General features: G+C 38.2%; 22 protein-coding genes. 14 read left to right on the forward strand and 8 right to left on the reverse strand.

The window, feature by feature from the left end; all coding sequences use genetic code 11:
• Nucleotides 1-2 precede the first annotated feature (2 nt).
• The 7 genes from mdh (at nucleotide 3) to OQ268_RS13415 (ending at nucleotide 6375) form a co-directional block, all read left to right on the forward strand.
• On the forward strand, nucleotides 3-941 hold the full coding sequence (gene mdh / locus OQ268_RS13385; RefSeq protein ID WP_265856708.1) for a malate dehydrogenase: 939 nt from the start codon (nucleotides 3-5) through the stop codon (nucleotides 939-941).
• A gap of 13 nt (nucleotides 942-954) precedes the next feature.
• Complete coding sequence (locus tag OQ268_RS13390) at nucleotides 955-1392, forward strand: aspartyl protease family protein (RefSeq protein ID WP_265856710.1); 438 nt, start codon at nucleotides 955-957, stop codon at nucleotides 1390-1392.
• A gap of 503 nt (nucleotides 1393-1895) precedes the next feature.
• Complete coding sequence (locus tag OQ268_RS13395) at nucleotides 1896-2432, forward strand: SRPBCC family protein (protein ID WP_265856711.1); 537 nt, start codon at nucleotides 1896-1898, stop codon at nucleotides 2430-2432.
• A 332-nt stretch (nucleotides 2433-2764) separates the two neighbouring features.
• Entirely contained in the window at nucleotides 2765-3442 is a 678-nt protein-coding gene (locus OQ268_RS13400) for a response regulator transcription factor (RefSeq protein ID WP_265856712.1), read from the forward strand.
• A complete protein-coding gene (locus OQ268_RS13405) occupies nucleotides 3442-4794 on the forward strand; it encodes a sensor histidine kinase (protein WP_265856713.1) in 1353 nt (450 codons plus the stop codon). The genes OQ268_RS13400 and OQ268_RS13405 overlap by 1 nt, the downstream gene beginning before the upstream one ends.
• Before the next feature lie 134 nt (nucleotides 4795-4928).
• On the forward strand, nucleotides 4929-5423 hold the full coding sequence (locus OQ268_RS13410; RefSeq protein WP_265856714.1) for a hypothetical protein: 495 nt from the start codon (nucleotides 4929-4931) through the stop codon (nucleotides 5421-5423).
• A 25-nt stretch (nucleotides 5424-5448) separates the two neighbouring features.
• On the forward strand, nucleotides 5449-6375 hold the full coding sequence (locus tag OQ268_RS13415; RefSeq protein ID WP_265856716.1) for a bestrophin family protein: 927 nt from the start codon (nucleotides 5449-5451) through the stop codon (nucleotides 6373-6375).
• 152 nt (nucleotides 6376-6527) lie between these two features.
• On the opposite strand, the gene OQ268_RS13420 is transcribed toward OQ268_RS13415, so the two are convergent.
• Nucleotides 6528-7748: an ABC transporter permease gene (locus OQ268_RS13420; protein WP_265856718.1), complete on the reverse strand. Its 1221-nt coding sequence runs from the start codon at nucleotides 7746-7748 to the stop codon at nucleotides 6528-6530.
• A gap of 151 nt (nucleotides 7749-7899) precedes the next feature.
• On the opposite strand from OQ268_RS13420, the gene OQ268_RS13425 reads away from it, so the two are divergent.
• Nucleotides 7900-9171, forward strand: coding sequence for an exo-beta-N-acetylmuramidase NamZ family protein (locus tag OQ268_RS13425; protein ID WP_265856720.1), 1272 nt, complete (start codon nucleotides 7900-7902; stop codon nucleotides 9169-9171).
• A 132-nt stretch (nucleotides 9172-9303) separates the two neighbouring features.
• Nucleotides 9304-9510 (forward strand): hypothetical protein, encoded by a 207-nt coding sequence (locus OQ268_RS13430; RefSeq protein ID WP_265856722.1) that lies wholly within the window; start codon nucleotides 9304-9306, stop codon nucleotides 9508-9510.
• An 89-nt stretch (nucleotides 9511-9599) separates the two neighbouring features.
• Here OQ268_RS13430 and OQ268_RS13435 read toward each other — a convergent pair whose 3' ends face one another.
• Together OQ268_RS13435 and OQ268_RS13440 are read right to left on the reverse strand one after the other, a co-directional pair.
• On the reverse strand, nucleotides 9600-11468 hold the full coding sequence (locus OQ268_RS13435) for a PAS domain-containing sensor histidine kinase (RefSeq protein WP_265856724.1): 1869 nt from the start codon (nucleotides 11466-11468) through the stop codon (nucleotides 9600-9602).
• A gap of 21 nt (nucleotides 11469-11489) precedes the next feature.
• Nucleotides 11490-12536, reverse strand: a complete 1047-nt coding sequence (locus tag OQ268_RS13440; protein ID WP_265856727.1) for a DNA topoisomerase IB — start codon at nucleotides 12534-12536, stop codon at nucleotides 11490-11492.
• 87 nt (nucleotides 12537-12623) lie between these two features.
• Here OQ268_RS13440 and fmt point away from each other — a divergent pair, with 87 nt between their 5' ends.
• Both fmt and OQ268_RS13450 read left to right on the forward strand, forming a co-directional pair.
• Nucleotides 12624-13532 carry a methionyl-tRNA formyltransferase gene (fmt, locus tag OQ268_RS13445; RefSeq protein WP_265856730.1) on the forward strand — a complete coding sequence of 303 codons (909 nt, stop codon included), beginning with the start codon at nucleotides 12624-12626 and terminating at the stop codon, nucleotides 13530-13532.
• 291 nt (nucleotides 13533-13823) lie between these two features.
• On the forward strand, nucleotides 13824-14432 hold the full coding sequence (locus OQ268_RS13450; protein WP_265856732.1) for an alpha-ketoglutarate-dependent dioxygenase AlkB family protein: 609 nt from the start codon (nucleotides 13824-13826) through the stop codon (nucleotides 14430-14432).
• 3 nt (nucleotides 14433-14435) lie between these two features.
• Here OQ268_RS13450 and OQ268_RS13455 read toward each other — a convergent pair whose 3' ends face one another.
• Nucleotides 14436-15236, reverse strand: a complete 801-nt coding sequence (locus OQ268_RS13455; RefSeq protein WP_265856734.1) for a hypothetical protein — start codon at nucleotides 15234-15236, stop codon at nucleotides 14436-14438.
• Nucleotides 15237-15513: 277 nt separating this feature from the next.
• Between OQ268_RS13455 and OQ268_RS13460 the strand changes: the two genes are divergently transcribed.
• Both OQ268_RS13460 and OQ268_RS13465 read left to right on the forward strand, forming a co-directional pair.
• Nucleotides 15514-15912 carry an META domain-containing protein gene (locus OQ268_RS13460; RefSeq protein ID WP_265856737.1) on the forward strand — a complete coding sequence of 133 codons (399 nt, stop codon included), beginning with the start codon at nucleotides 15514-15516 and terminating at the stop codon, nucleotides 15910-15912.
• Between the two features lie 65 nt (nucleotides 15913-15977).
• Nucleotides 15978-16904: a YihY/virulence factor BrkB family protein gene (locus OQ268_RS13465; RefSeq protein ID WP_265856739.1), complete on the forward strand. Its 927-nt coding sequence runs from the start codon at nucleotides 15978-15980 to the stop codon at nucleotides 16902-16904.
• Nucleotides 16905-16963: 59 nt separating this feature from the next.
• Here the strand turns inward: OQ268_RS13465 and OQ268_RS13470 are convergent, their stop codons facing one another.
• The gene (locus OQ268_RS13470) at nucleotides 16964-17554 is read right to left on the reverse strand and encodes a porin family protein (RefSeq protein WP_265856740.1); all 591 of its coding nucleotides are present in this window, start codon (nucleotides 17552-17554) and stop codon (nucleotides 16964-16966) included.
• Between the two features lie 23 nt (nucleotides 17555-17577).
• Entirely contained in the window at nucleotides 17578-17874 is a 297-nt protein-coding gene (locus OQ268_RS13475) for a hypothetical protein (RefSeq protein WP_265856742.1), read from the reverse strand.
• Between the two features lie 134 nt (nucleotides 17875-18008).
• On the opposite strand from OQ268_RS13475, the gene OQ268_RS13480 reads away from it, so the two are divergent.
• Complete coding sequence (locus OQ268_RS13480) at nucleotides 18009-19151, forward strand: tetratricopeptide repeat protein (RefSeq protein WP_265856743.1); 1143 nt, start codon at nucleotides 18009-18011, stop codon at nucleotides 19149-19151.
• Between the two features lie 4 nt (nucleotides 19152-19155).
• On the opposite strand, the gene OQ268_RS13485 is transcribed toward OQ268_RS13480, so the two are convergent.
• Together OQ268_RS13485 and OQ268_RS13490 are read right to left on the reverse strand one after the other, a co-directional pair.
• The gene (locus OQ268_RS13485; protein ID WP_265856745.1) at nucleotides 19156-19617 is read right to left on the reverse strand and encodes a DUF4268 domain-containing protein; all 462 of its coding nucleotides are present in this window, start codon (nucleotides 19615-19617) and stop codon (nucleotides 19156-19158) included.
• Between the two features lie 43 nt (nucleotides 19618-19660).
• Nucleotides 19661-22303 (reverse strand): glycoside hydrolase family 78 protein, encoded by a 2643-nt coding sequence (locus OQ268_RS13490; RefSeq protein WP_265856747.1) that lies wholly within the window; start codon nucleotides 22301-22303, stop codon nucleotides 19661-19663.
• Between the last annotated feature and the right edge of the window lie 79 nt (nucleotides 22304-22382).

The raw sequence follows: 22382 nt of genomic DNA on the forward strand, positions 1-22382 counted from the left end.
ATATGAAAGTAACGGTTGTAGGAGCAGGCGCAGTAGGCGCAACTTGTGCAGATAACATTGCACGTAAAGAATTAGCAAATGAGCTTGTTTTATTAGATATTAAAGAAGGGTTTGCAGAAGGCAAAGCCATCGACATGATGCAAACGGCCACGCTTTTAGGATTTGATACCAATATTACTGGAGTTACTAACGACTACAGTAAGACAGCCGGATCTGATGTAGTTGTAATTACATCTGGTTTACCGAGGAAACCTGGAATGACCCGTGAGGAGCTTATTGGCATTAACGCCGGAATTGTTAAAGGTGTTGCAGAAAATATTTTAAAGTTTTCTCCAGAGGCTATTTTTATCATCATCAGCAATCCAATGGATACGATGACTTACTTGGCACTAAAATCTTTGGGCTTACCTAAAAACCGAATCATTGGCATGGGTGGCACGCTGGATAGTTCAAGATTTAAGTTCTACCTATCAAAAGCCTTAAATTGTAACCCTAACGATTTGCAAGGTTTTGTAATTGGCGGCCATGGCGATACCACAATGATTCCGTTAACACGTTTAGCGACTTACCAAAGCTTGCCTGTAAGCAATTTGCTTGATGCGGCTACGCTGGATAAGGTTGCTGCCGATACAATGGTTGGTGGAGCAACTTTAACCGGGCTTATTGGAACCTCAGCATGGTATGCACCAGGGGCGGCAGGCGCAGCGTTGGTTGAAGCCATTTTGAGAGATGAAAAGAAACTTTTCACATGCTGCGTATCACTAGATGGAGAATATGGACAACAAGATATCTGTTTAGGCGTTCCTGTAATTATTGGGCGTAACGGCTGGGAGAAAATTATCGATTTTAAGCTGACCAATGATGAGCAAGCCGCTTTTAATAAAAGTGCCGAAGCAGTAAGAAATATGAATAGTGTTTTGGCAGAAATGAACCTCATTTAATCTGCCTTGCTTAATGGCCAAAGAAAAGAAACGAATATCAATTCCATTACGATTGATTAATTTACAAGACGATGGCTTCCACCTGCTGGTGGAAGTTGTTGTTTTCAAAGAAAAGCACTTTGCTGTTTTAGATACGGGCGCATCGAGAACAGTTTTCGATAAGAAGCTGATCGAAACGCACCTCGCGGGCACGCTGCATGTTTCTGATGAAATTAATGCAGCCACGCTTTTTACCACCACCACAACTATTCAGGCCACCATCCCCAATTTTAAGCTTGGCTCACTAAAACTTAAAAATTACGAAACAGTTGCCTTCGATCTGCAATCGGTTAGTGATACTTACCAGCAGTTTGGCCATCCTCCCATTGCTTGTATTATTGGTGGCGATATTCTAATGGAACATCAAGCAATCATTCATTACAAAAAACTTAGCTTAAAGCTTTTTAAGTAATTTAATTAAATGAGTGTAATCAATTTTTGATTGATATTTGATGCACAGCGAAATACCGTTCTTGTAAAAAGTGATATCAGAAGAAAGATCTCATCCAGCTGGTGATAACTTCTATCAAGGCATTAAAATGATTGCTAAATCGGAATTATTTTCACAGGTAAAGCTTAGGCTGATTGAACCCATCTTTTAGCTCGGGTGTATGCTTGCGGTGATCGTGTGCTTTTGGAAAAGCGGGTTGTAAACTAAATTCGATGCCCACACATTTCGCTTTAGGCGAAAAATCTTTAATGCGCTGGAATTCGAGGCCTGTAAAAATTTTTTTCAGAAACTGTGAATGAAATGGTTTATGGATAAAATGCGGATATAACTATGCCGAAAGCACAATCTTTGGCCGATTTAGTTCATTCGTAGGTTTAATACCCTTCTTTACACAAAAGAAATTAATTAACAACTTTCTTGTTTATAGGTCTTTATCATTATTTTTAGTTACCAAATAAACAAACATGAAAATTTTAAAAGTATTACTAGGTATTGTTGCAGTATTAGCAATAATATTCGTGGTAGGATCATTCTTACTACCAAAAACTTACGTTGTAACCAGATCAATAATTGTAGATGCACCCGACAGTGTAATCTATAAAAATGTAGCCGACTTCCGCGAATTCTACAAGTGGAATCCATGGGCTAAGATGGAGACATCGGCAAAGGTTTCATTTGAAGGCGCTCCCGAGAGCATTGGCCATCAGTATGATTGGAAGGGCAATGAAACGGGATCGGGTTACATGAAAATCAAATCATTAGAAACCAACAAAATGATTGACATGGATTTGAAATTTATCGAGCCGTTTGAAAGCATGGCAGACACAAAATTTGAGATATTGCCCCAGGGTACTAGCAACAAAGTTACCTGGACAATGAGTGGCACCAATAACATGATTGGCAAATGGATGTGCGTTTTTGTGAGCATGGATAAAATGGTTGGCAAGGATTTCGAAAACGGCCTTAAGGGATTAAAAGAAAAATCAGAGCAAAAAATGTAATGTTTCTTTGCAATATTAGCGGTTTTATAAAAGGTAATTTCTGCTGGTGATTACCCAAAATAACTCCAGCAATTGTTATGTTAAGCTTGTTGAAGCGCCATAAAAAAGTCTTCGACAAGCTTAGCCTGGCAACAATTACTCATCAGCCAAAATCTGCATCAAAAGATTTATTTCGAAAATCTTATTTACCTGTAGTATAGCCTCTTTATTGTGAATAAAGAATTTGTGCGTCAAACAAATGATTACTTACGCCGTTAAGAAATATTAAAAACCACCACGGCCGTCGAATTACATTTTGTAATTTGGTAATTTTTACGATTATTTGTGCTTAAATGAATTTGTTACTAGTAGAAGACGAGCCAAATGTGGTATCGATAATTTCGAGAGGTTTAACCGACGAAGGTTTTATTGTTAGCATTGCGCCCGATGGCAACGTTGGTAAGCAAATGGCTTTGGAAAATCATTTCGACCTAATCATTCTAGATATTATGCTACCAGGAATAAATGGCTTGGAGTTGTGCAGAATGGTAAAAGAAGTGAAACCAAGTACACCAATTATTATGCTCACAGCTTTAGGTACTACAGAGAATGTAGTAAACGGGCTTGACAATGGTGCAGATGATTACCTGATCAAACCTTTCAAATTTGCCGAGCTTTTTGCACGAATAAGAATGTTGCTTAGGCGATATAGCGGGCAGGTAAATGGAGATCAAATTATTAACATTGCAGATCTCCAGATCAATTTAAGTGCAAAAACGGTTAAAAGAAACAATATTGAAATTGCGGTTACTGCTACAGAATATCGCTTACTCGCTTATCTTGCGAAAAATAAAGGCAAAATTCTTTCACGCATAGATATTCTTGAACACGTATGGGATATCGATTTTAACCTTGGAACTAATGTGGTAGATGTTTATGTAAACTATCTAAGAAAGAAAATAGATAAAAATGCCACTCAAAAGTTAATTCATACCGCAGTGGGTTTGGGCTATGTACTTAAAGAAAAATAATGCAGATAGCTAAAAAAATTACCCTTCTTTTCGCTATCCTATCTGCAGTCATTATATCATTGCTGAGTGGCTTTGTGTGGTATTTCTCTAATGAGTTTGCTTTTGAAGATTTTTATAAGCGACTGGAAGCCAGGGTTAACATTGCAGCCCAATTAAAATTATACGAAGACGATAATAACACAGCTTATGCTACTATGCGCAACCGTTACCTGGAGCGGCTGCCCTCTGAGAAAGAGTTTATCATCGATCCAAGAAAACCCCTGCCACGACTCGAATTAGATCTACCGAATAGTTTCTATAAAAAGATCGGTGCCGGAGCAATGGCCCGTTATAGAGTAGAAAACCATTTTTATGCCGGTAAATTCTTTAAAACATCTAAAGGAAATTATATTGTAGTCATTTCCGCAAATGATCCTGTTGGGTTTAGGGAACTTAGAGACCTGCAGAAGACGCTCATTATTGGCTTCTTCTTATCTATACTTTTATCATTTATTGTGGGATGGAGATTTTCAAATTATATGCTCACGCCATTACGAAAAGTAATCAGAAGCGTAAAGAAAATTAAAGCCGAAAATTTACACATGCGTTTAGAAGTTAAGAAAGGAAGCGATGAGATGTCGCAACTTGCCGAAACTTTTAATAATATGCTTAACCGGTTGGAAACCGCTTTTGAAACCCAAAACAACTTCATCAGCAATGCATCACACGAGTTGAGAACGCCACTCACAGTCATCAGCGGCGAGGTTGAATTAGCGCTCAAAGCCAATCAGGATGTTAGCAAACAGCATGAAGCACTATCCAAAATTAAAGGCGAGACTGAACGCCTGGAAAACATATTAACAAGCTTGCTTGGATTGGCTCAATCTGGTTTTAATGGTAAAAACCAGCCACGTGAAGAAGTAAGAATGGATGAATTGCTTTGGGAGATTAAAGCCTCTGTTAATCAAGTACATCCAAATAGTAAGATTTTAGTCGATTTTAGTGAGCTTCCTGAAGATGAATCACTGCTAACTTTACGGGTAAATAAAAACCTGATCAAACTTGCCATCAGCAATGTGGTAAGCAATGCATGTAAATATTCAAATGAGCAGCCAGTAACTGTTAGTATAGCGCACAATTACAAAAGCCTTTCCATCGCTGTTACTGATAGGGGAATTGGCATCCCGCAGTCAGACATTCAACATATTTTCGAGCCTTTTTACAGAGCATCCAACACTAACGCATACAAGGGATATGGCGTTGGGCTTCCACTATCGCTAAACATCATACGCATGCACCGTGGTAGTATTGGCATTAAATCGCAGGAAGGCATCGGTACAGAAATCAAAATTATCCTCCCATATTTTAACTAAATAATTGGCTTGGTGATTATTTATCTAAACCACCTAAATTCTAATCTCATTTTAATCCTATTCTTATTTCGCTGTAATAAGCCCTGCCTATACTTGTATAAATAAACATCCACCTTATTTAAACAAGTTTGGCCATGAAAACAGTATTAATACCAACCGACTTTAGCTTAGAAAGTACAAAAATTATTGATGCCCTCGTAAATGCCCAGCCTGATGAAAAGCTGAATATCATTTTTTTTCATGCTTTTAAATTGTCGGATTCGATTACAGATATGCTGATGTTGAGCCGTAGAAGCCGAGATTACGAAAACGTTAGCGACACGTTCTACCAGAAGCTAAACGATATAAAACAGCAATACCCCAGCGTAGAGCGCATAGGCATTGAGTATTTCTATGGAAGTACAGTTTATGCATTCAAGAACTTTATAGAGAACCTGGCTATCTCTTATATTGCTTATCCTAAAGACTATCAGTTTAAAACGATAAATAAGTATAGTATAGATCCTCAATTGCTAACATCGCGTTGCGGTTGCCAGGTGTTGGCTTTAAATATTTTATCACTACATCATCAGGAAAACCTGATTGATACGAAAATTGAAGAGCGCAAGTTAGCAGCAGTTAACGCTTAACTTATAACCCATAAATAATTATATTATGCTGTTACGAAATAATATTCCGCTCACTTATATATTCGGTAAGATCAAGAAAGAATTACTTTTTGTAATTGCATATTCGGTTGGAATTGTAGTGCTATACCAAAATTTCCATGTTACTCGAATCTCCATTCCTATTGCCGTACCAGCATTATTAGGAACAATTATTTCTCTGTTACTGGCTTTTAGGTCTAACCAAGCATACGATAGATGGTGGGAAGCCCGGATTCTCTGGGGTTCCATAGTTAACGATTCCAGATCCGTTTCCCGCCAGATATTGTCTTTTGTAGAGAACCCCTATAATTTACCCGAAGTTGAACGTTTTAAAGAGCGTTTTATAAAAAGGCAGATTGGTTGGTGCTATGCATTAAGCCAGGCTTTGAGAGGTTTTAATGCACGTAAAGGATTAGAGGAATACCTCTCGCCAGAGGAGTTAGCGTTTATTAAGAAACGACGCAATGTAACCACATCACTTTTAGAATTACACGCTATGGATTTGAAGAAAGCATTGATGGAAGGTTATATTAATAAGTACCAACAAGTGGAAATCGACAAAACGCTCTGCGCACTCTGTAACCACATGGGGGGCTCGGAAAGAATCAAAAATACTGTTTTCCCTGTAACTTATAGCAAGTACATCAACATGTCTATTCACCTATTTATTGTGCTTTTGCCTTTTGGGTTGATTGAATATTTTGGATATGTAGAAGTTCCAGTTGTAATTGCTATTGCCGCCTTCTTTTTACTTGTTGAAAAAATGGCTGTTCATCTTCAAGATCCATTTGAAAATAAACCAACAGACACGCCCACTACCACCATCTGTAGAAACATTGAGCGAGATCTGCTTCAAATGATTGATGATAACAAAATATACGAAGACAAGCCGCAAACCGCACTTGCCCCGATAGGTTCGTATTATATTTTATAAAATTCTTAGTTCTATTCCTGTTTGGAATGGTTAGTTAAAGCCATAAGTCTTCTCTCTGGATGGAGAGAAGCTATAATGGCAAGTTCAATAATAATAATCTGATGCGGGGGGTGCATTTCACCTTCCGCATTTTTTATTTTGCTAATGATAAATTACTTGAAACGGATGGCTTTTAAAGGGGAGACCTTGCTGATCAATAGTGAGGGAATGAGTAGAACAGTCAGGCAAACCACTACTGTTATCACGTTTAAGCCTACAATATCCAGAAGATGAAATTCTATAGGTGCATAGGATAAGAAATACGATCCCTGATCTAATTTAAATATATGGGTAGATTGTTGGAGAAAGCCTAAACCTAAACCTAGAATGTTGCCTAGCAATAGTCCGATCCCAATTAGATAAGCAGCATTATATAGGAATATTTTCATGATACTCCAATTGCTTGCACCAAAAGATTTGAGCATTCCAATCATGTTGGTACGTTCTAAAATCATAATCAATAGGGCCGTAACCATGTTAATTACACCTACAACTAACATTAAAATCAATAATACATTGGTATTTACATCAAGCAAACCCAGCCATGTAAAAATATTTGGAAAATTTTCTTTAATAGAAAACGATCTTAGATTCTGCGGAAGACTTTCGAAAATTTGATCCGAAACAGGTTTCAGTTCTTTAAAATTCTTTATGCGAATCTCGATGCCACCAATCTCATCAGGCTTCCAATTATTTAAGCGCTTAATGATGTTCAGGTTACCCAGTACAAAGCCCTTATCGATATCTTCTACGCCAATATCGTACACCCCAACGATCTTAAATTTTCTAGGTCGCAACTGGTTTTGAACAAAATACATAATAAAATCATCGCCGGTTTTTAATTTTAATCGCTTAGCGGTATAATTAGAAACCAAAAGCTCTTGCATGGCCGCTGTACTGTCTCTGAAATCGATAATGGTGCCGCTAATGATGTGCTTTTTAATGTAATCCCAATTATAATTCTTATCAACCCCCTTGAAATTGATACCTTCAATTTCGTTATTTGCTGATAGAATGGCTGGCTTGGTTGCAAATGGATAGTAGAAATCTATTGCAGGATTATCTTTAAGTTGTTTATTGGTTTTAGCATCCAATATAAATGGAGAATGCTCGAAAGAATTATTAAGGTCGTAGCGAGTAACCTGTACATCGCCCAAAAAGCCCCGAACCTTATCTTGAATTTCGGTTTTGAAACCTTTGATGATGGCAATTGATAAAATCATCACAGCAAGACTAAGCATTACCCCGGTAATGGCTATGCGCACAATTAGTTTAGAAAATGTGCGCTCAGACTTGATGGCAATACGCCCCGCTATAAAATATTCGAAATTCAATTTATTAATTATGTAACAGCAAAAATGCTTAAATCCTTTTTAAAAATGGCATATATTTGGAATATATTAGCGTCAGCTTAATAGTAAATCATTATCGTACGCAATTGTTTTCATTGCTGAAATAAATATCTGGAACACAAAATATCCATCTATGAAAAAATACTATAGCCTAGCGGTTGGATGCCTGGTTGCCTTATCTGCCTGTGGACAAACACAAAAACCTACCAATCAGGAAACAAATAGACAAGAACCGCAAGCTAGAAAACTTCTTATTAAAGATAATCTTAAACTGCCATCCAATATACTTACTGGTGCTGCACAAACACAAAAATACCTTCCACTATTAAAGGGGAAACGAGTAGGTATGGTAGTAAACCCAACTTCAGTAATTGGGGAAGAAACTTCGGTAGACAGTTTGCTAAAACTTGGCGTTAAAATTCAAAAAATATTCGGACCAGAGCATGGCTTCAGGGGCGATGCAAGTGCGGGTGTTAAGGTAGATGATGCCGTTGACACGAAAACAGGAATTAAAGCGGTTTCCCTCTATGGCAAGCACAGCACACCTACTGCAGAAGATTTAGCAGATATTGATATAATGATCTTTGATATTCAGGATGTGGGCGTTCGCTTTTACACTTACATTAATACTTTGCAACATGTTATGGAAGCTTGTGCCACAAATAACAAGGAATTAATTATTCTAGATCGGCCTAATCCTAACGGATATTTGATCGACGGACCTATTTTGGATCCAAAATTTAAGTCGGGCATTGGCGTACAACCGATTCCGATTGCACATGGATTAACCGTTGGCGAATATGCACAAATGTTGAATGGCGAAGGTTGGTTAAAAGATAAGTTGAAATGCAAAATTACCATCATCAAAAATTTAAATTACAACCACAGTATGGAATATACCCTACCTGTGAAACCATCGCCAAACCTAAATACACAACAGGCTATCTTGCTTTATCCATCAACATGCTTGTTTGAGGGTACCTACTTAAATCACGGGAGAGGCACCATGTTCCCTTTTACCATTGTTGGCGCACCTTATCTTAAGGGAAAATTTGAGTTCAATTATATACCAAAAAGCATTAAGGGAATGTCTGAAACACCCTTATTTCAAGACCAGATTTGTTATGGCTTAGATTTAAGAAACTATGATACAAAACAACTCAGAAAATCTGGGCAGATTAATATCTCTTGGTTAATAGAACTCTACAATGCTTCACCAAAAAAAGAGGATTTCTTCAACACCAAATTAAGCAAAGAAATGGGTACTATAGAGCGGTTGGTTGGTGTAGCAGATTTCAGGACGCAGGTAATTGGTGGCAAGAGTGAAAAAGAGATCAGAGCGAGCTGGGAACCGGGGCTTAGTGCATACAAGAAAATGCGCAAAAAGTATTTGCTCTATAACTAGTTCTGGCAACGATTGTTGGGTAGTTAGATAGCCTGTTAATAAAAGTGAATAAAACAATACTTTAAAGGCATTTGTTATTGAGTGGAAGCGTGAACTTTTCAACGCTTCTATTTATATCAAAACTCAAATACCATGACCGGACCTAAAGAAACAAATGATAACCCTGGTAGCAACTACCAGGAAGAAGTACCAAAAGGCCGCGAACCTGTTGACCATAAAACCGTACGCAAAGAAAACGATACAGATCCCGTAAGGCCACCAAAAACTGAAGATCCGGCAGCACAAAGAGAGAATGAAGAGCAGCCTGTTCATCCCATTAAAAAGGCACCAAAAGAATAGCGGCCCATACCATTTCTAGGTGGTAGAGTAAGTTGGTTATGTTTTATTACTAAACGATTAATCTTCGGCTAGCAGATTATTAAGACCTTTTAAATATTAACTGATTTGGTAATTTGCAAGGCGAAGTAAAAAGTTGAGCCTACACCTTCTTCACTTTCCAGCCAGATTCTGCCACCTTCATTTTTAATGATTTCTGCGGAAATATAAAGTCCTAAACCTAAGCCAGGGTAAGTGTGTTGCAAGCTTCCTCCAACACGGTAAAATTGTTCAAATACAAGATCTTGCAGCTCGTGAGAGATACCAATACCATAATCCTGAACGGCTAAAATTACTTCATTGCCTACCAGAGTGGTACGAACATCTAACTTATTTGCATCGGTAGAATATTTAATTGCGTTAGATAAAAAATTCGTAATCACCTGCCCGATACGTTCCCGGTCAGCAAGAACAAAACTCTGGCAAGTTAAATCGGTAATTATTTTGTGTTTAGAAGTGGTATGCTGAATTTCCTCTACAATTTCTCCTACTAAATTATCGAAGTCGAATTTAGTTGGGTTAAAAGCCATTTTGCCAGACTGGATTTTAGTTACATCTAAAAGATCTCCAATAAGATGAGTTAGCCGGTTCAATTGAAGATCCATTTTGTGCACCATTTGTGCCTTTCGCTCATCTCCTTCGGCTCTAATCATTTTTTCTAGTACCTGTGCATAAGCTTTTATACTCGTTACTGGCGTTTTTAATTCGTGACTGGCTATTCCCAAGAACTCATCTTTTTGTTTTTGAAGTTGCACCTGATGCGTTACGTCAATCGCAGCGTGTAAGATTGCATAAACCCTACCTTCAGCATTTCTTAAAGGCTTATATGTAAAATTGAACCAAAAGCTTTGCAGTTTGCCATTAAACATCAATTTAGCTTCCTGTTGGTCGGCATGGTAAGGAACCCCTGTAAGGAAAACGTCCTTCAAAATTCCTATAAAAGGCTGCCCTTCCAATTCAGGAATACCCTCAATCATCGGTTTGCCCACAATTCGCTCATCTTTATCCCAAAGTTTGAGCATCTCCTTATTTGCGATTTTTATAATGATGTCTTCTGTTTCATATAAAGCAGTAGGCATAGGATTTTCAAGTACCAGATTTCTGAAGCGATCTTCGCTTTCTTTAAATTCGAACCGGGCATTTACCTGCAGTGTAATATCATGCGCAATAATCATAATGCCGGTAACGGTATTGGTATTTTTATTCCATATTGGGTCGTAAACAAAGTTGAAGTAATAATCTGAAGTTACACCATTTCGCTCCAAACGAGCCAGAGTTTCATAACCATAATGCGCAATACCGGTACGATACACTTGCCTTAATATATCTGGAAAAGGTTGATCAACGATCTCGGGCAAAGCTTCAGTAACCTTTAAGCCCAATATATTTTTCCCTTTACCCCAAATCTGAAGCAAGTCATCGTTGGCATCTTCTACAATAAAATCTTCTCCACTTAAAAGCCCTATCGCAATAGGCGCATCATATATCATTTGCCTGAAGAGCTCCTGCCCTTCTTCACTTCTAATTTGCGCACTTACCAATTCTGTTACATCGTTGGCGTTATTCAAAATTCCCCAAACTTTGCCATTTTCATCAAACAAAGGCTTGTAGACAAAATCAAAATAAAAAGTTCGTAAAACACCACCGCTTTCTAAAAGAACCTTATCCCTTTTTGCCTCGTAACGGTTTCCAGTTTTAAAAACATCTTTTAATATCTGAATAAATGGCTGTCCCTCTAGTTCTGGCAAAGCCATTTCAAGCGGCATACCTTTAACACTTTCATCTTTTCCCCAAGCCTGTAACATGGCTTTATTAGCAATGCTGATGTTTAAATTTTCGCCTGCATAAAGTGCTATGGGCATCTCAGATTCTTCTATCAGTTCGTTAAAAATGTCGCCCTTATATTTTGGATCTATTCGCATATAAACAACTAAGATAGCGTATTATTTACTGCCAGTAGCTTTTAAAAATGAAAGCAAAACCTTTTCATCGTGTTCCAGATTGATTTTTCCGATTGTTTTATTATTGTTCATCTTCTTCATAAACTTTTCCAGTTCATTATTTTCATACGCCGTAATTAATAGCGGATAAACATACGAACTTTTACACACGGCTCTAGTATTTCCTAATTTTTTAGCTACGCAATCGAGTACATTTACAATCGTTTTTTTGGTATTCAGTTTCAAATCCTGGTCTACCGAGCACTTAGAAAATTGTCGTAATGCCTCTAAAGTTCCGCCCCAGGTTCTAAAATCTTTGGCTGTAAAATCACTACCGGTAATCTCCTTAATGTAGTTATTCACCTTTCCAGAATCTATACCTTTATGTTCCTTACCGTTAGTATAAAACTGAAAGAGCTCCTGCCCTGGTATATCACGGCACTTCTTTACCAGCTTGGCCAGTGTTTTATCATTCAACTCTACATTTTGGCGCACACCTTTTTTGCCAACAAAATCGATATTAATTTTGCTACCATTAATTTTTACATGCTTGTCTCTAAGTGTGCTTAAACCAAACGAACCATAAAGTTGCTTGTAATTTTCATTGCCTACCCTAATTAACGTTTTCTGTAAAACATCAAGCGAAATGGCTAAAACCTTCCGTTCATCAAACTCTTTCCTTTTTAAATCTTTAGCTATTTGTTTCCTTGCCACTGGCAATATCTTACCAAATTCATATAGTCGGTAGTATTTATGGTCCGATCTCCTCGAGGTCCATTTTTGGTGGTATCTATATTGTTTTCTGCCCGCAGCATCTATACCGGTAACCTGCAAATAAGCATTCGGCTTATTGGCTATCCAAACATTTTGCCATGCCGGCGGAATTACCAGGGCTTTAATTCGCTGCAGATGCTTTTCATCAACAACTTTATTGCCTTTCTTATCTTCATAATGAAATTTGGCTGGCTTGCCTTTTCTGTAAAAACCTGGCATCGCATCGGTTACATAAACCAAGCCATGTTCTTTAACCACTTCTTCGCCTTGTACCATTTTTAGCTTTAAGGTTGATTTAATTTTTAGTTATTTTGCGGAACACAAAACGTACGCTACGCAATAGTAGAAACACAACACTTGCATATGAAAATAGTTTTTATGGGCACGCCCGATTTTGCCGTTGCTTCCTTAGATGCTTTATTACAAGCCAATTTTAACATTGTTGCTGTTGTTACCGCACCAGATAAACCATCTGGCCGCGGACAAAAACTGAGCGAAAGCGCCATAAAAAGATATGCAATCGAACATTCCATCCCTGTTTTGCAACCAGAGAAATTAAAAAATGTCGATTTTCTAGCCGAATTAAAATCTTATCAGGCCGATTTGCAGGTGGTGGTTGCCTTTAGAATGCTCCCAGAAGTAGTTTGGAACATGCCGCCAAAGGGAACAATAAATTTGCATGCCTCTCTACTCCCAAATTATCGCGGCGCAGCCCCAATTAACCATGCCATTATTAATGGCGAAACCGAAAGCGGCGTAACTACATTTTTTTTAACACACGAAATAGATACAGGAAACATCATCTTTAGCGATGTAGTTGCTATCACTGCCAATGAAACTGCAGGAGAATTGCATGATAAATTAATGAACCTTGGTGCTAATTTGCTGGTTAAAACTGTTATGGCCATTGCACAAAACAGCTATACAGAACAAGCACAACCTCAACGCGATACGCTAAAACATGCACCCAAAATATTTAAAGAGGACTGCAAGCTCGACTGGAACAACAGTGTCCAAAAAATTTATAACCAAATAAGGGGTTTAAGTCCCTATCCTACAGCGTTTACGCTTTTAAACAACAAAACGCTTAAAATATTTAATGCAGAAATCGAGGAAGCAGAACCCGGAATTTCGGCCGGAGGCTTTCTTTCTGATGGCAAAACTTACCTGAAATTTGCAGCTAAAGATGGATTTATAAAGCTGCTAGATATTCAATATGAGGGCAAAAAGCGCATGTTGATTGAAGATTTTTTGCGTGGAATGCGGCTGTAAAAAAGATTGAGGAAAGCAATGCCAGTAAATCTTTTCAATGTTTGCTCCCGCTTTCCGCTTTACTTCGTTACACTTCGTGCCCGCTATAATCGGGTTTAAACACAAAATTAGTGCAGGCCACAACCAAGCACTATGGAGGCAAATCATCATTAAGTCCAGCAAAAAAGCGACAAATTCTTGGTTACCAAAAAATCAATCGATAACTGGCTCATTATTCCTTACTGACTTTTTTATTTTTTTGCGCAGAAATAAGCTTAAAATGTTGTTTTACTATAATTTTGTGTAAAGGAAATGAACTTATTTAGCACACATATCAATCAGGATAAAAATCTCTTGCCATACGATGGTACGGTAAAATATTTCGGTTCTTTGTATACCGTCGCGGAAGCAAACGCCTGCTTTCAAAATCTGCTATCTTCCATCGAATGGAAAAATGATGAGGCATTTATAATGGGCAAACACATTATCACCAAAAGAAAAGTGGCCTGGTACGGCGAAGAAAACTTCCCTTACACTTACTCTAAAGCCACTAAATTTGCACTTCCATTTACAAATCATTTGCTTCTGCTAAAACAAATCGCTGAGAAACATACAGGAGCATCTTATAATTCCTGCCTCCTAAACCTATACCACAATGGAGATGAGGGTATGGCGTATCACAGTGACGATGAAAAATCGCTGGCACCCAATTCGAGTATTGCTTCAATGAGTTTCGGGGAAGAAAGGAAATTTCTCTTCAAACATAAAACAACTAAAGAAACGGTAGGCTTATACCTCGAAAATGGTAGTCTACTAGAAATGAAAGATGCTACACAAACATTTTGGCTGCATCGTTTACCGCCCACAAAAAAGATAAAGGGGGCAAGAATAAATCTCACTTTTAGAACGATGCTCAGTTGACGCTTATTTTTTCTTAAACTCGCTGATATCTACGATGCGATTTTCATCAGGATTTTTCTTTAGAAACGATGTGCCTTTCTCATTAACACCCCAACTATAACGGGCACGAATTTCATCACCCACAAAATCGCTTTTAGCTATGCTTTCTGGTAAAGGCAACACTTGTGTTTCGCCGCTTTTGTAGTCTACCTGGTAGAGCGAATTAGCCGTTGCAAAAACAAGGGTTCGCTTATCCATCGAATTAAATAAAAAATCACCCTGTATACGCTCACGCTCGTTCTCCCTTTTTATTGGATATACTTTTCCATTTACCAGGGCAATAGCGAAATCATTATTCAAAATAATATTGCTGATGCTAATGTCTTCAATCCCTTTGGTATATTTCTTATCATTTTTACCATTCGATGGTTTATTAAGGCTGGTTATGCCAACAACACCATCTTTTAACGAAATAATGTAGAATGGAGATACCAAGCCTACTCCGTCTTCCACCTGCACCAATGCAGCTGTTTTCTGGGTATTAATAAACCTGGCATCTTTAAAAATTTTAGCCACCGGTCTTTTTCCATCTGCAATAGCAATTGTAGTGTCTCTATACTTAATCATCATACCGCTTTCTTCTTCTTCTTCAGGATCTTTAGAGATAACATCTTCTATTGTTAATACAGAAAGTTTCGACTTAGGCGGCTCATTGAAATCTTCACTAGTATACTGCCTGGCTTCATATGTTTTTTCTTCTACACCTGGCTTGCAAGCAACCAAGGCGGTGCAGAATAGAAATGCTAAAAATGTTATTTTCTTCATAGTAGTAGCAAATTGTGCTAATGATTAAGTTAATATTTCAAACTGTTAAATTATCAAAAATTTGATTAACCGCACAAAAATGCTGTACAAAATCTGGCTTTGGCCCTACGCTTAGCTAAACCAACGGGTGGTCCTCTTTGTGAATGCTGTTTTTTTTTCCAACAGGCGCTAGTTAAATCGTTAAATTCGAGTTATTCGCATTCAACCTTTGGTTAAATGGGTTCATCAACATAACTTGGTTTAGTTTTTGTTGCAATCGGTAAAAATCTATTTTACTATGAAAAACGTTTTCTTTTGTTTATTAATAATTTCGCTCTTAAGCAGTTGTCTTGAAAAATTTAATCCTAAGGATATCGAAAATACCCGCTGGGAATTAAAAGAACTGCCAGGTCTTAAGCTTCCTGAAAATACCAAAGCAACCTTGAATTTTGGCGATAGCCTAAAATTAAGTGGCAAATCTTTTTGCAATAGCTATGGCGGCCAAGCTGTTGCCGATAAAGAAAGTATTACCCTTAAAAATATCTATGGCACAAAAATGTTTTGTCAGGATAGTGATGCTGCAGAGCGGGCATATTTGCAGGCGATGAATCAAGTAAACATGGCAAAGGTTTCCGGAGATGAACTTCAACTCTTCCACGGAACTAAGAAATTGCTCGTTTTTAACCGGGTTAATTAGAATCACGACGTCCAAATGTTAGCTTGGCAAAATTTGCCTACTTTTGTGCCCTTTATAAAATTAACATGCTATCAAAAATTAAAGCTGAAGTAAGTTTCTTTTTCTCCACTGGAAAAAATGCTTTTCAACTATTCCAAAAAAATGATCCTTTGCGTTTAGCTGGCGCAACCGCCTTTTTTACCAACTTTGCGCTGCCTCCAATATTGATTATTTTGATCAGGCTGTTTGGAATGTTTACCGACAGGCGCATGCTGGTAACGCATATCTTCGAAAGATTGGCTAACATACTAGATGATGACAGCATTAAACAAATTAGGCTAACACTTAAAAATATTAGAGGCGTAGATCAGGCATGGTACATTACGTTATTTAGTTTTGTGTTTTTTCTCTTTGTTGCAACCACACTTTTTAATGTGATTAAAAATTCGTTAGAACAAATTTGGAATATTGGATATAAGGATAAGAAAGGGATCATTACTACACTAAAATCGAGAGCCATATCGGTAACCATTATTTTGCTCGCCGGCATCTTATTTTTTATCGGTTTGCTTGCTGATAGTGTGCAGGCATTTATAGGGGCTTACCTTAAAAGTAATTCCCCATCCTTCAGCCTGGTACTAACTTCCATTCTCAATCAAGTTATTTTTGTGATCATTGTTACCACCTGGTTTACCATGTTGTTCAGATATTTAACGAATGGTCGCCCTACCTGGAAGGCTGCCTTTTCTGGCGGTTTGTTAACAGGCTGTTTATTCACAATTGGTAAATATATCCTTCGCATATTGCTTCCGTTAAGTAACATTAGCAACATCTATGGCTCCGCAGGATCTATTATCGTAATCATGCTGTTTGTTTTCTACTCTTCGTTAATTTTCTATTTCGGTGCATCTTATATTAAAGCTTTAAGCATCGGACGTGAAACACCAATCATCCCGAAAAATGGTTCATTTGCTTACGAGCTGACAGAAATTGGTCAAAGCAGGAGTGAATAAAAAAAATGCCGCATCGATCATTATTTTCGATGCGGCATTTAGTATTGTTATCACCAATTCTAGAAAAGTCGATATCCTAAGCCAACTGTAAAAAGATTTAGTTTAGTATCCGGATAACCTACCTTGTTAATTTTAGATAAACCCAATTCATAGCGGGCTTCAACGCTTAATTTTTTAAGATCAACACCCGCCCCAAACTGCCAGGCAAAGGCTTGGTTTTTGAAGTTAGCTTGAAAAACATTACCAGCCGCCTGACTAAAGCTTTGATTTTCATCTAAAATAAGTGAGAACATGGGTCCCGTATTTAACCTTAGGCCAATACCTGCAGCACCAATCTTCGTTCCCACTAATAGAGGTACATCCAAACTTGTAAAACTTACTTTATTAACCTGTCCAGTAGCTTCGCTTACTAAATTTGTCTTCTTGCCTGAGAGGTAAAGCTCAGGTTGGAAGTGTATTCCAGCTGCGCCAACCCTTGCCCATAGTCCACCATAAAAACCAGTACGATTTTCACTGCTGAAGGTGTTGTCACTGTCAAATTTAGAAAAGTTTGCGCCAGCTTTTAGTCCAAACTGTACAGATGGCAGTACTTGTGCGCTTGCAATGACGCATGCACATGCACAAAGTAAGGTTAGAAATATCGATTTCATATAATGGGATGTTTAAAAATTACTTAGCTAGTTGCGTTGTTGATAGCTTCTTGTTCTTTCAAAGCATCAACATTATTTTTATCGCCAAAGTTTTGAGTTTTATCCGCAAAATAAGCCATAATACCTGAAATTGTTTCCAGGTTATCTGCTAAATTCTGATGAATATCTGGTAAATCTTTTTCTAATCTCGAATCTCCCAGCTCTATATTATCTACTTCAATCTTTCCAATTTTCTGAATTAGAGCAGTTTGCGAATTTTGTACATCTTCTAATTCACGTACAATTTTTTCCATTAATTCGAATTTTTTTAACGTATTCATAGGTCTTTTTTTTAAAGTTTATACTTAATACACTATAAACGTTTAGCTATCAGAATTGTTTTTTATCGACTTGAGAGAAGGATTATTTGGATTTATCAAAAACAACTAATATTTTAGTTTAAAATAATTAGAATATGAGATTCTTCACATCAGTAACGCTGTTAATGGTAATAACCAGTTTTTGTATGGCACAGCAAAACATTGCGATAGATAAGGATAAACTCTTCGACTTTTACCAGAGCCAAAAATATGCTGATGCTGCAGCTTACCTAACCGCAACCTATGGAGATGAGGTATCAGATATCAAAGTTATCAATCAGATTGCCTATTGCTATTTAATGGCTGGCAATTTACCGGATGCCGAAAAATATTATTTAAAGGCGCAGGCTCTAACACCAAACAGTTTGCCCGTTTTGTTTAGTTTGGGCAGTATTAATACCCGAAGAGGGAATACAGAAAAAGCACGCACCCTATATAAGCAAATCGTAAGTATTGATAGCAGTAATTTTAGTGTTTACAAACTTCTGGCGAATCTTTATTCTTCTACCAAAGACTCATTGAAACAGGTATACTTAAATAAAGCAAACCTTTTGAACCCGCAGGATGCTGATGTTGCCATAGACCTAGCAGAGGTGCATGCGGCTTATCAAAAGTATGATCAGGCTTATGAAGTATTGAAGGTTGCGATAAAAGCAGACACGCAAAATCTGGTATTGCAACGTACTATACTCCCATTGGCTAACCAACTGAAAAAATACAAAGAAGTAATTGTATCAGGCCAATCGCTCTTAATGGATGGTTTTGATGCCGGCGTAGCAAAAGATGTGGCAAAAGCTTACTATTATACCCGTAATTTTAGTCGGGCCATTACCCTGTTTACACTATTGGAAGAGAAAGGCATGCAAAATGAGAATACACTTTATTTTACCAGTTTAAGCTATCGGCTTCTGAAGAATTATATAATGGCAGCAGTTTACGCAAAAAAAACGATTGATGAGGCAATTTCGCCAAACACGGCAAACTACTATGCCCTATTGGGGCTAAGCTACGAGGAAGGCGGCCAATATAAGTTGGCCAACGCAGCTTATAAAAAAGGCCTCCAATTTAAAACGATACCGAGCATATATTATCACCTGGCTACACTGTATGACACTAAACTTAATCAGCCCAAGACCGCCAAAAACTACTATAATTTATATTTGAAAAGTAAACCAGACCCAAAGGAGGACCAAGCCGAAATTGAATTTACTAAAAAAAGGGTAGCCCAACTCGAATAAAACACTAAACCAAGCTTTCGAACACAGGTTTTACATGATCCCAAAACTCATCCAAAGCAATAATTCTTGGCTTAAAGAATGAAATTAATGTTGGCCAGTGTTGTTGGTTAAATACGCTAATGCCTTCTAAATTGATGCAGATTTGACTTATAGTTTTGCCATATTCATCGGTAAAATCCTGATGCCATTCCCATTCCTCGTTAAGTGTGTTGGTAAAAAACAACTTAAATTCTTCAAATTGATTGAAAATAAGATGCCTGATGTCTGAATCGGGATGGCTTAACTGGATAGCAATTTTTGCTTTTTTATTGTTTACATCTAATTTGAAGAAAATATTTTTGACCCCTGTTTTGTAGTTTACCCAGTGAACGGTACTCCCACTTGCAGAAGGAACTGGCTTCATATATTGTCCAAAACTGATCCAAAATTGTTGCTTTAGCCTAGCCGCCTCTTCTTTACTATACATTGCGATATCTTGCCTTTATCCGGCGAGCTGCAATATTAAAGCATTAATACTTAGATTCAAAATGGTAGGTTCCAGAACCAACAGTTTGCTTTTCTTTATTGGTAGGAAAAATGATGGTAGCGCTAGAATTTGCAGGTATAACGACATCCATTTTAAATATCCCGTTCTCAACAGCCCAAGAAGATTTTATGGAGCCATATACACTTTCGAATGTTGCCGTTGCACTGGTTAGTTTTCCGCCAGGTTTTGGTGCGATGCTAAACATTTTGTAGCCTGGATGTTCTACTATAGGCATAATTCCGGCAATATTTTTATACATCCAGTCTCCCACAGCGCCATAGGCATAATGATTAAATGAGTTCATGTCTGCTGTTTGGAAAGATCCATCCGGTTTAAGGCCGTCCCAGCGTTCCCAAATGGTTGTTGCACCCTTCGTTACCGGATAAAGCCAAGACGGATAGCTTTGTTGCATAAGAAGATCGTAAGCTACATCATCATGCCCGAATTTGCTTAAAACATGACACAAGTAGGGTGTACCTAAAAAGCCCGTGGTAAGGTGGTTGCCATAATCTTTAATATTTGCAACCAAGCGCAAGGCGGCTTGTGCCCGAAGCTCCTCTGGCAACATATCGAATTGTAAAGCAAGAACATAAGCCGTTTGTGTGTTTGACACCAGTTTTCCGTTTGGCGTAACATATTCTTTAAGATAAGCGAGCTTAACCTCTTTCAGTAGATTCTCGTATTTCGCAACATCGTCTTCTTTGCCCAATACTTTTGCAGTATTGATCATCAACTGAAGTGAGTGTCCGTAAAAACATTGCGCAATCATGTATTTGTCCGTTACCGCTGCCCTACCATCGTTATCATCGTTAGGTCGGTAGAAAAGCCAATCTCCAAAATGGGAACCACTATTCCAAAGGTGATTGTTGGCTTTCGTAGAAACATAATCTACCCATTTCTGCATGCTACTATACTGTTGTTCCAGGATCCCCTTGTTTCCATAGGCGACGTACATATCCCATGGTATAATGGTGGCAACATCTGCCCACCCAGCCGAACCAGCATCCCACTCTTTTAGCACATCGGGGATAACGTATGGAACGCTACCATTTTGGTGTTGATCTGCACTTACATCTTTAAGCCACTTGCTGAAAAACCCAGCCACATCCATATTATAAGCTGCCGTAGCCGCAAATGCCTGGGCATCACCAGTCCAACCTAAACGCTCATCTCGTTGTGGGCAATCTGTGGGTACATCAACAAAATTGCCTTTTTGTCCCCATTGGATGTTGTGTTGCAACTGGTTTAACAAAGCATTAGAGGTAGAGAACTGACCTGTTTCAGTCATATCAGAATAGAGCGCTACTGCGTTAAAATCTTCTAGATGCAAAGGCTCGGTAAAACCCTCCACCTTAATATACCTGAAACCTTGAAAGCTGAAGTGAGGGGCAAAAACCTGTGCATCTCCTCCCTTTAGAATATACTTGTTCTGTTGCTTGGCAGAGCGTAAGTTGGTAGTATAAAAATTTCCTGCTTTATCTAGAACCTCAGCATGGCTTATGGTGATCGCTTTGCCACGCTCGCCAGCTGCTTTAACCATTACCCATCCAACCAAATTTTGTCCAAAATCGATTACCCTTTCTCCCTTTGGTGTTGTTATAAGCTTCTGTGCTTTAAATATTTCATGCTTCGTAACGGGCGGACCGCTCATACCTACGAGTTTTTCACTTCCGGCGGGTATTACTCGAACGGATTTCCAGTCGTTAGCGTTAAACCCCACATTGTTCCAACCACCTAATTCTTTTCTAGCGTCATAAGTTTCACCATCGTAGATATTTGATGCCATTATGGGACCATAAGCCATCTTCCAGGTGCTATCGCTACAAAAAGTACTTTTGGTACCATCGCTAAACGATATTTCTAACTGGAAAAGCAGTGCTCTTGTATCACCATAGAAATGCTGTTGGTTGGCGAAGCCGATTCTACCTTTATACCACCCATCGCCCAACATTACCCCAATTGCATTTTTACCTTTCGCAATCTGGTTCGTTACATCGTAAACCTGGTACTGAAGGTGATCTTTATAACTAGTCCACCCCGGTGCGAAATAATGATTACTGATGCGACTACCATTTAAGCTGGCTTCATAAAGTCCTTTTCCGGTGATATATGCTGTGGCAGATCGAACCGCTTTAGTTATATTGATTTCCTTCCTAAACATTGGGCTAGCCTGAACTGTATCTTTGCCATGGACAGTAATCCAGTTCGCCAGCCAATCCTGTGCCTTCAGTCCCGTTTGAAAGAACTGTACAGGCGACCAGGCAGATTTGTTGCCATGGTTGTCGCTTACCCTAACCTGCCAGTAATATTTAGTTTTCGACAGTAATGCTGAACCTGTGTATGGAACGAGAACCGATTGATCGTTCGTTTTTTTAGAGATCCAGATCGGTTTTTTCGAAAATGAGGGTGATGTGCCTAAGCGAATTTCGTAACTTGTTTGCGTTGTGTTTTTCACCGTAGAAACAAGCTTCCAACTAAATCTTGGCGTAGCGCTATCAATGCTAAGCGGATTTACTAAATGCTCGACTGTAAGACCGCGAGTCTCAATTTTTTGAGAAAAGGTTGCTACAGGAAAGAACGAAACACTAATAAATACAATTAAAAGACTACGACGTAAGAAGCTCATATTGGTTAGTTTTGTAACAGTTGTGGTTTAGTTTTACGATAATCGAAAATATTCCGCAACTAACCATCATGCACTGTTA

The sequence above is a fragment of the Pedobacter sandarakinus genome, assembly GCF_026240095.1.
In the GTDB taxonomy this organism is placed as follows: Bacteria; Bacteroidota; Bacteroidia; order Sphingobacteriales; family Sphingobacteriaceae; genus Pedobacter; species Pedobacter sandarakinus.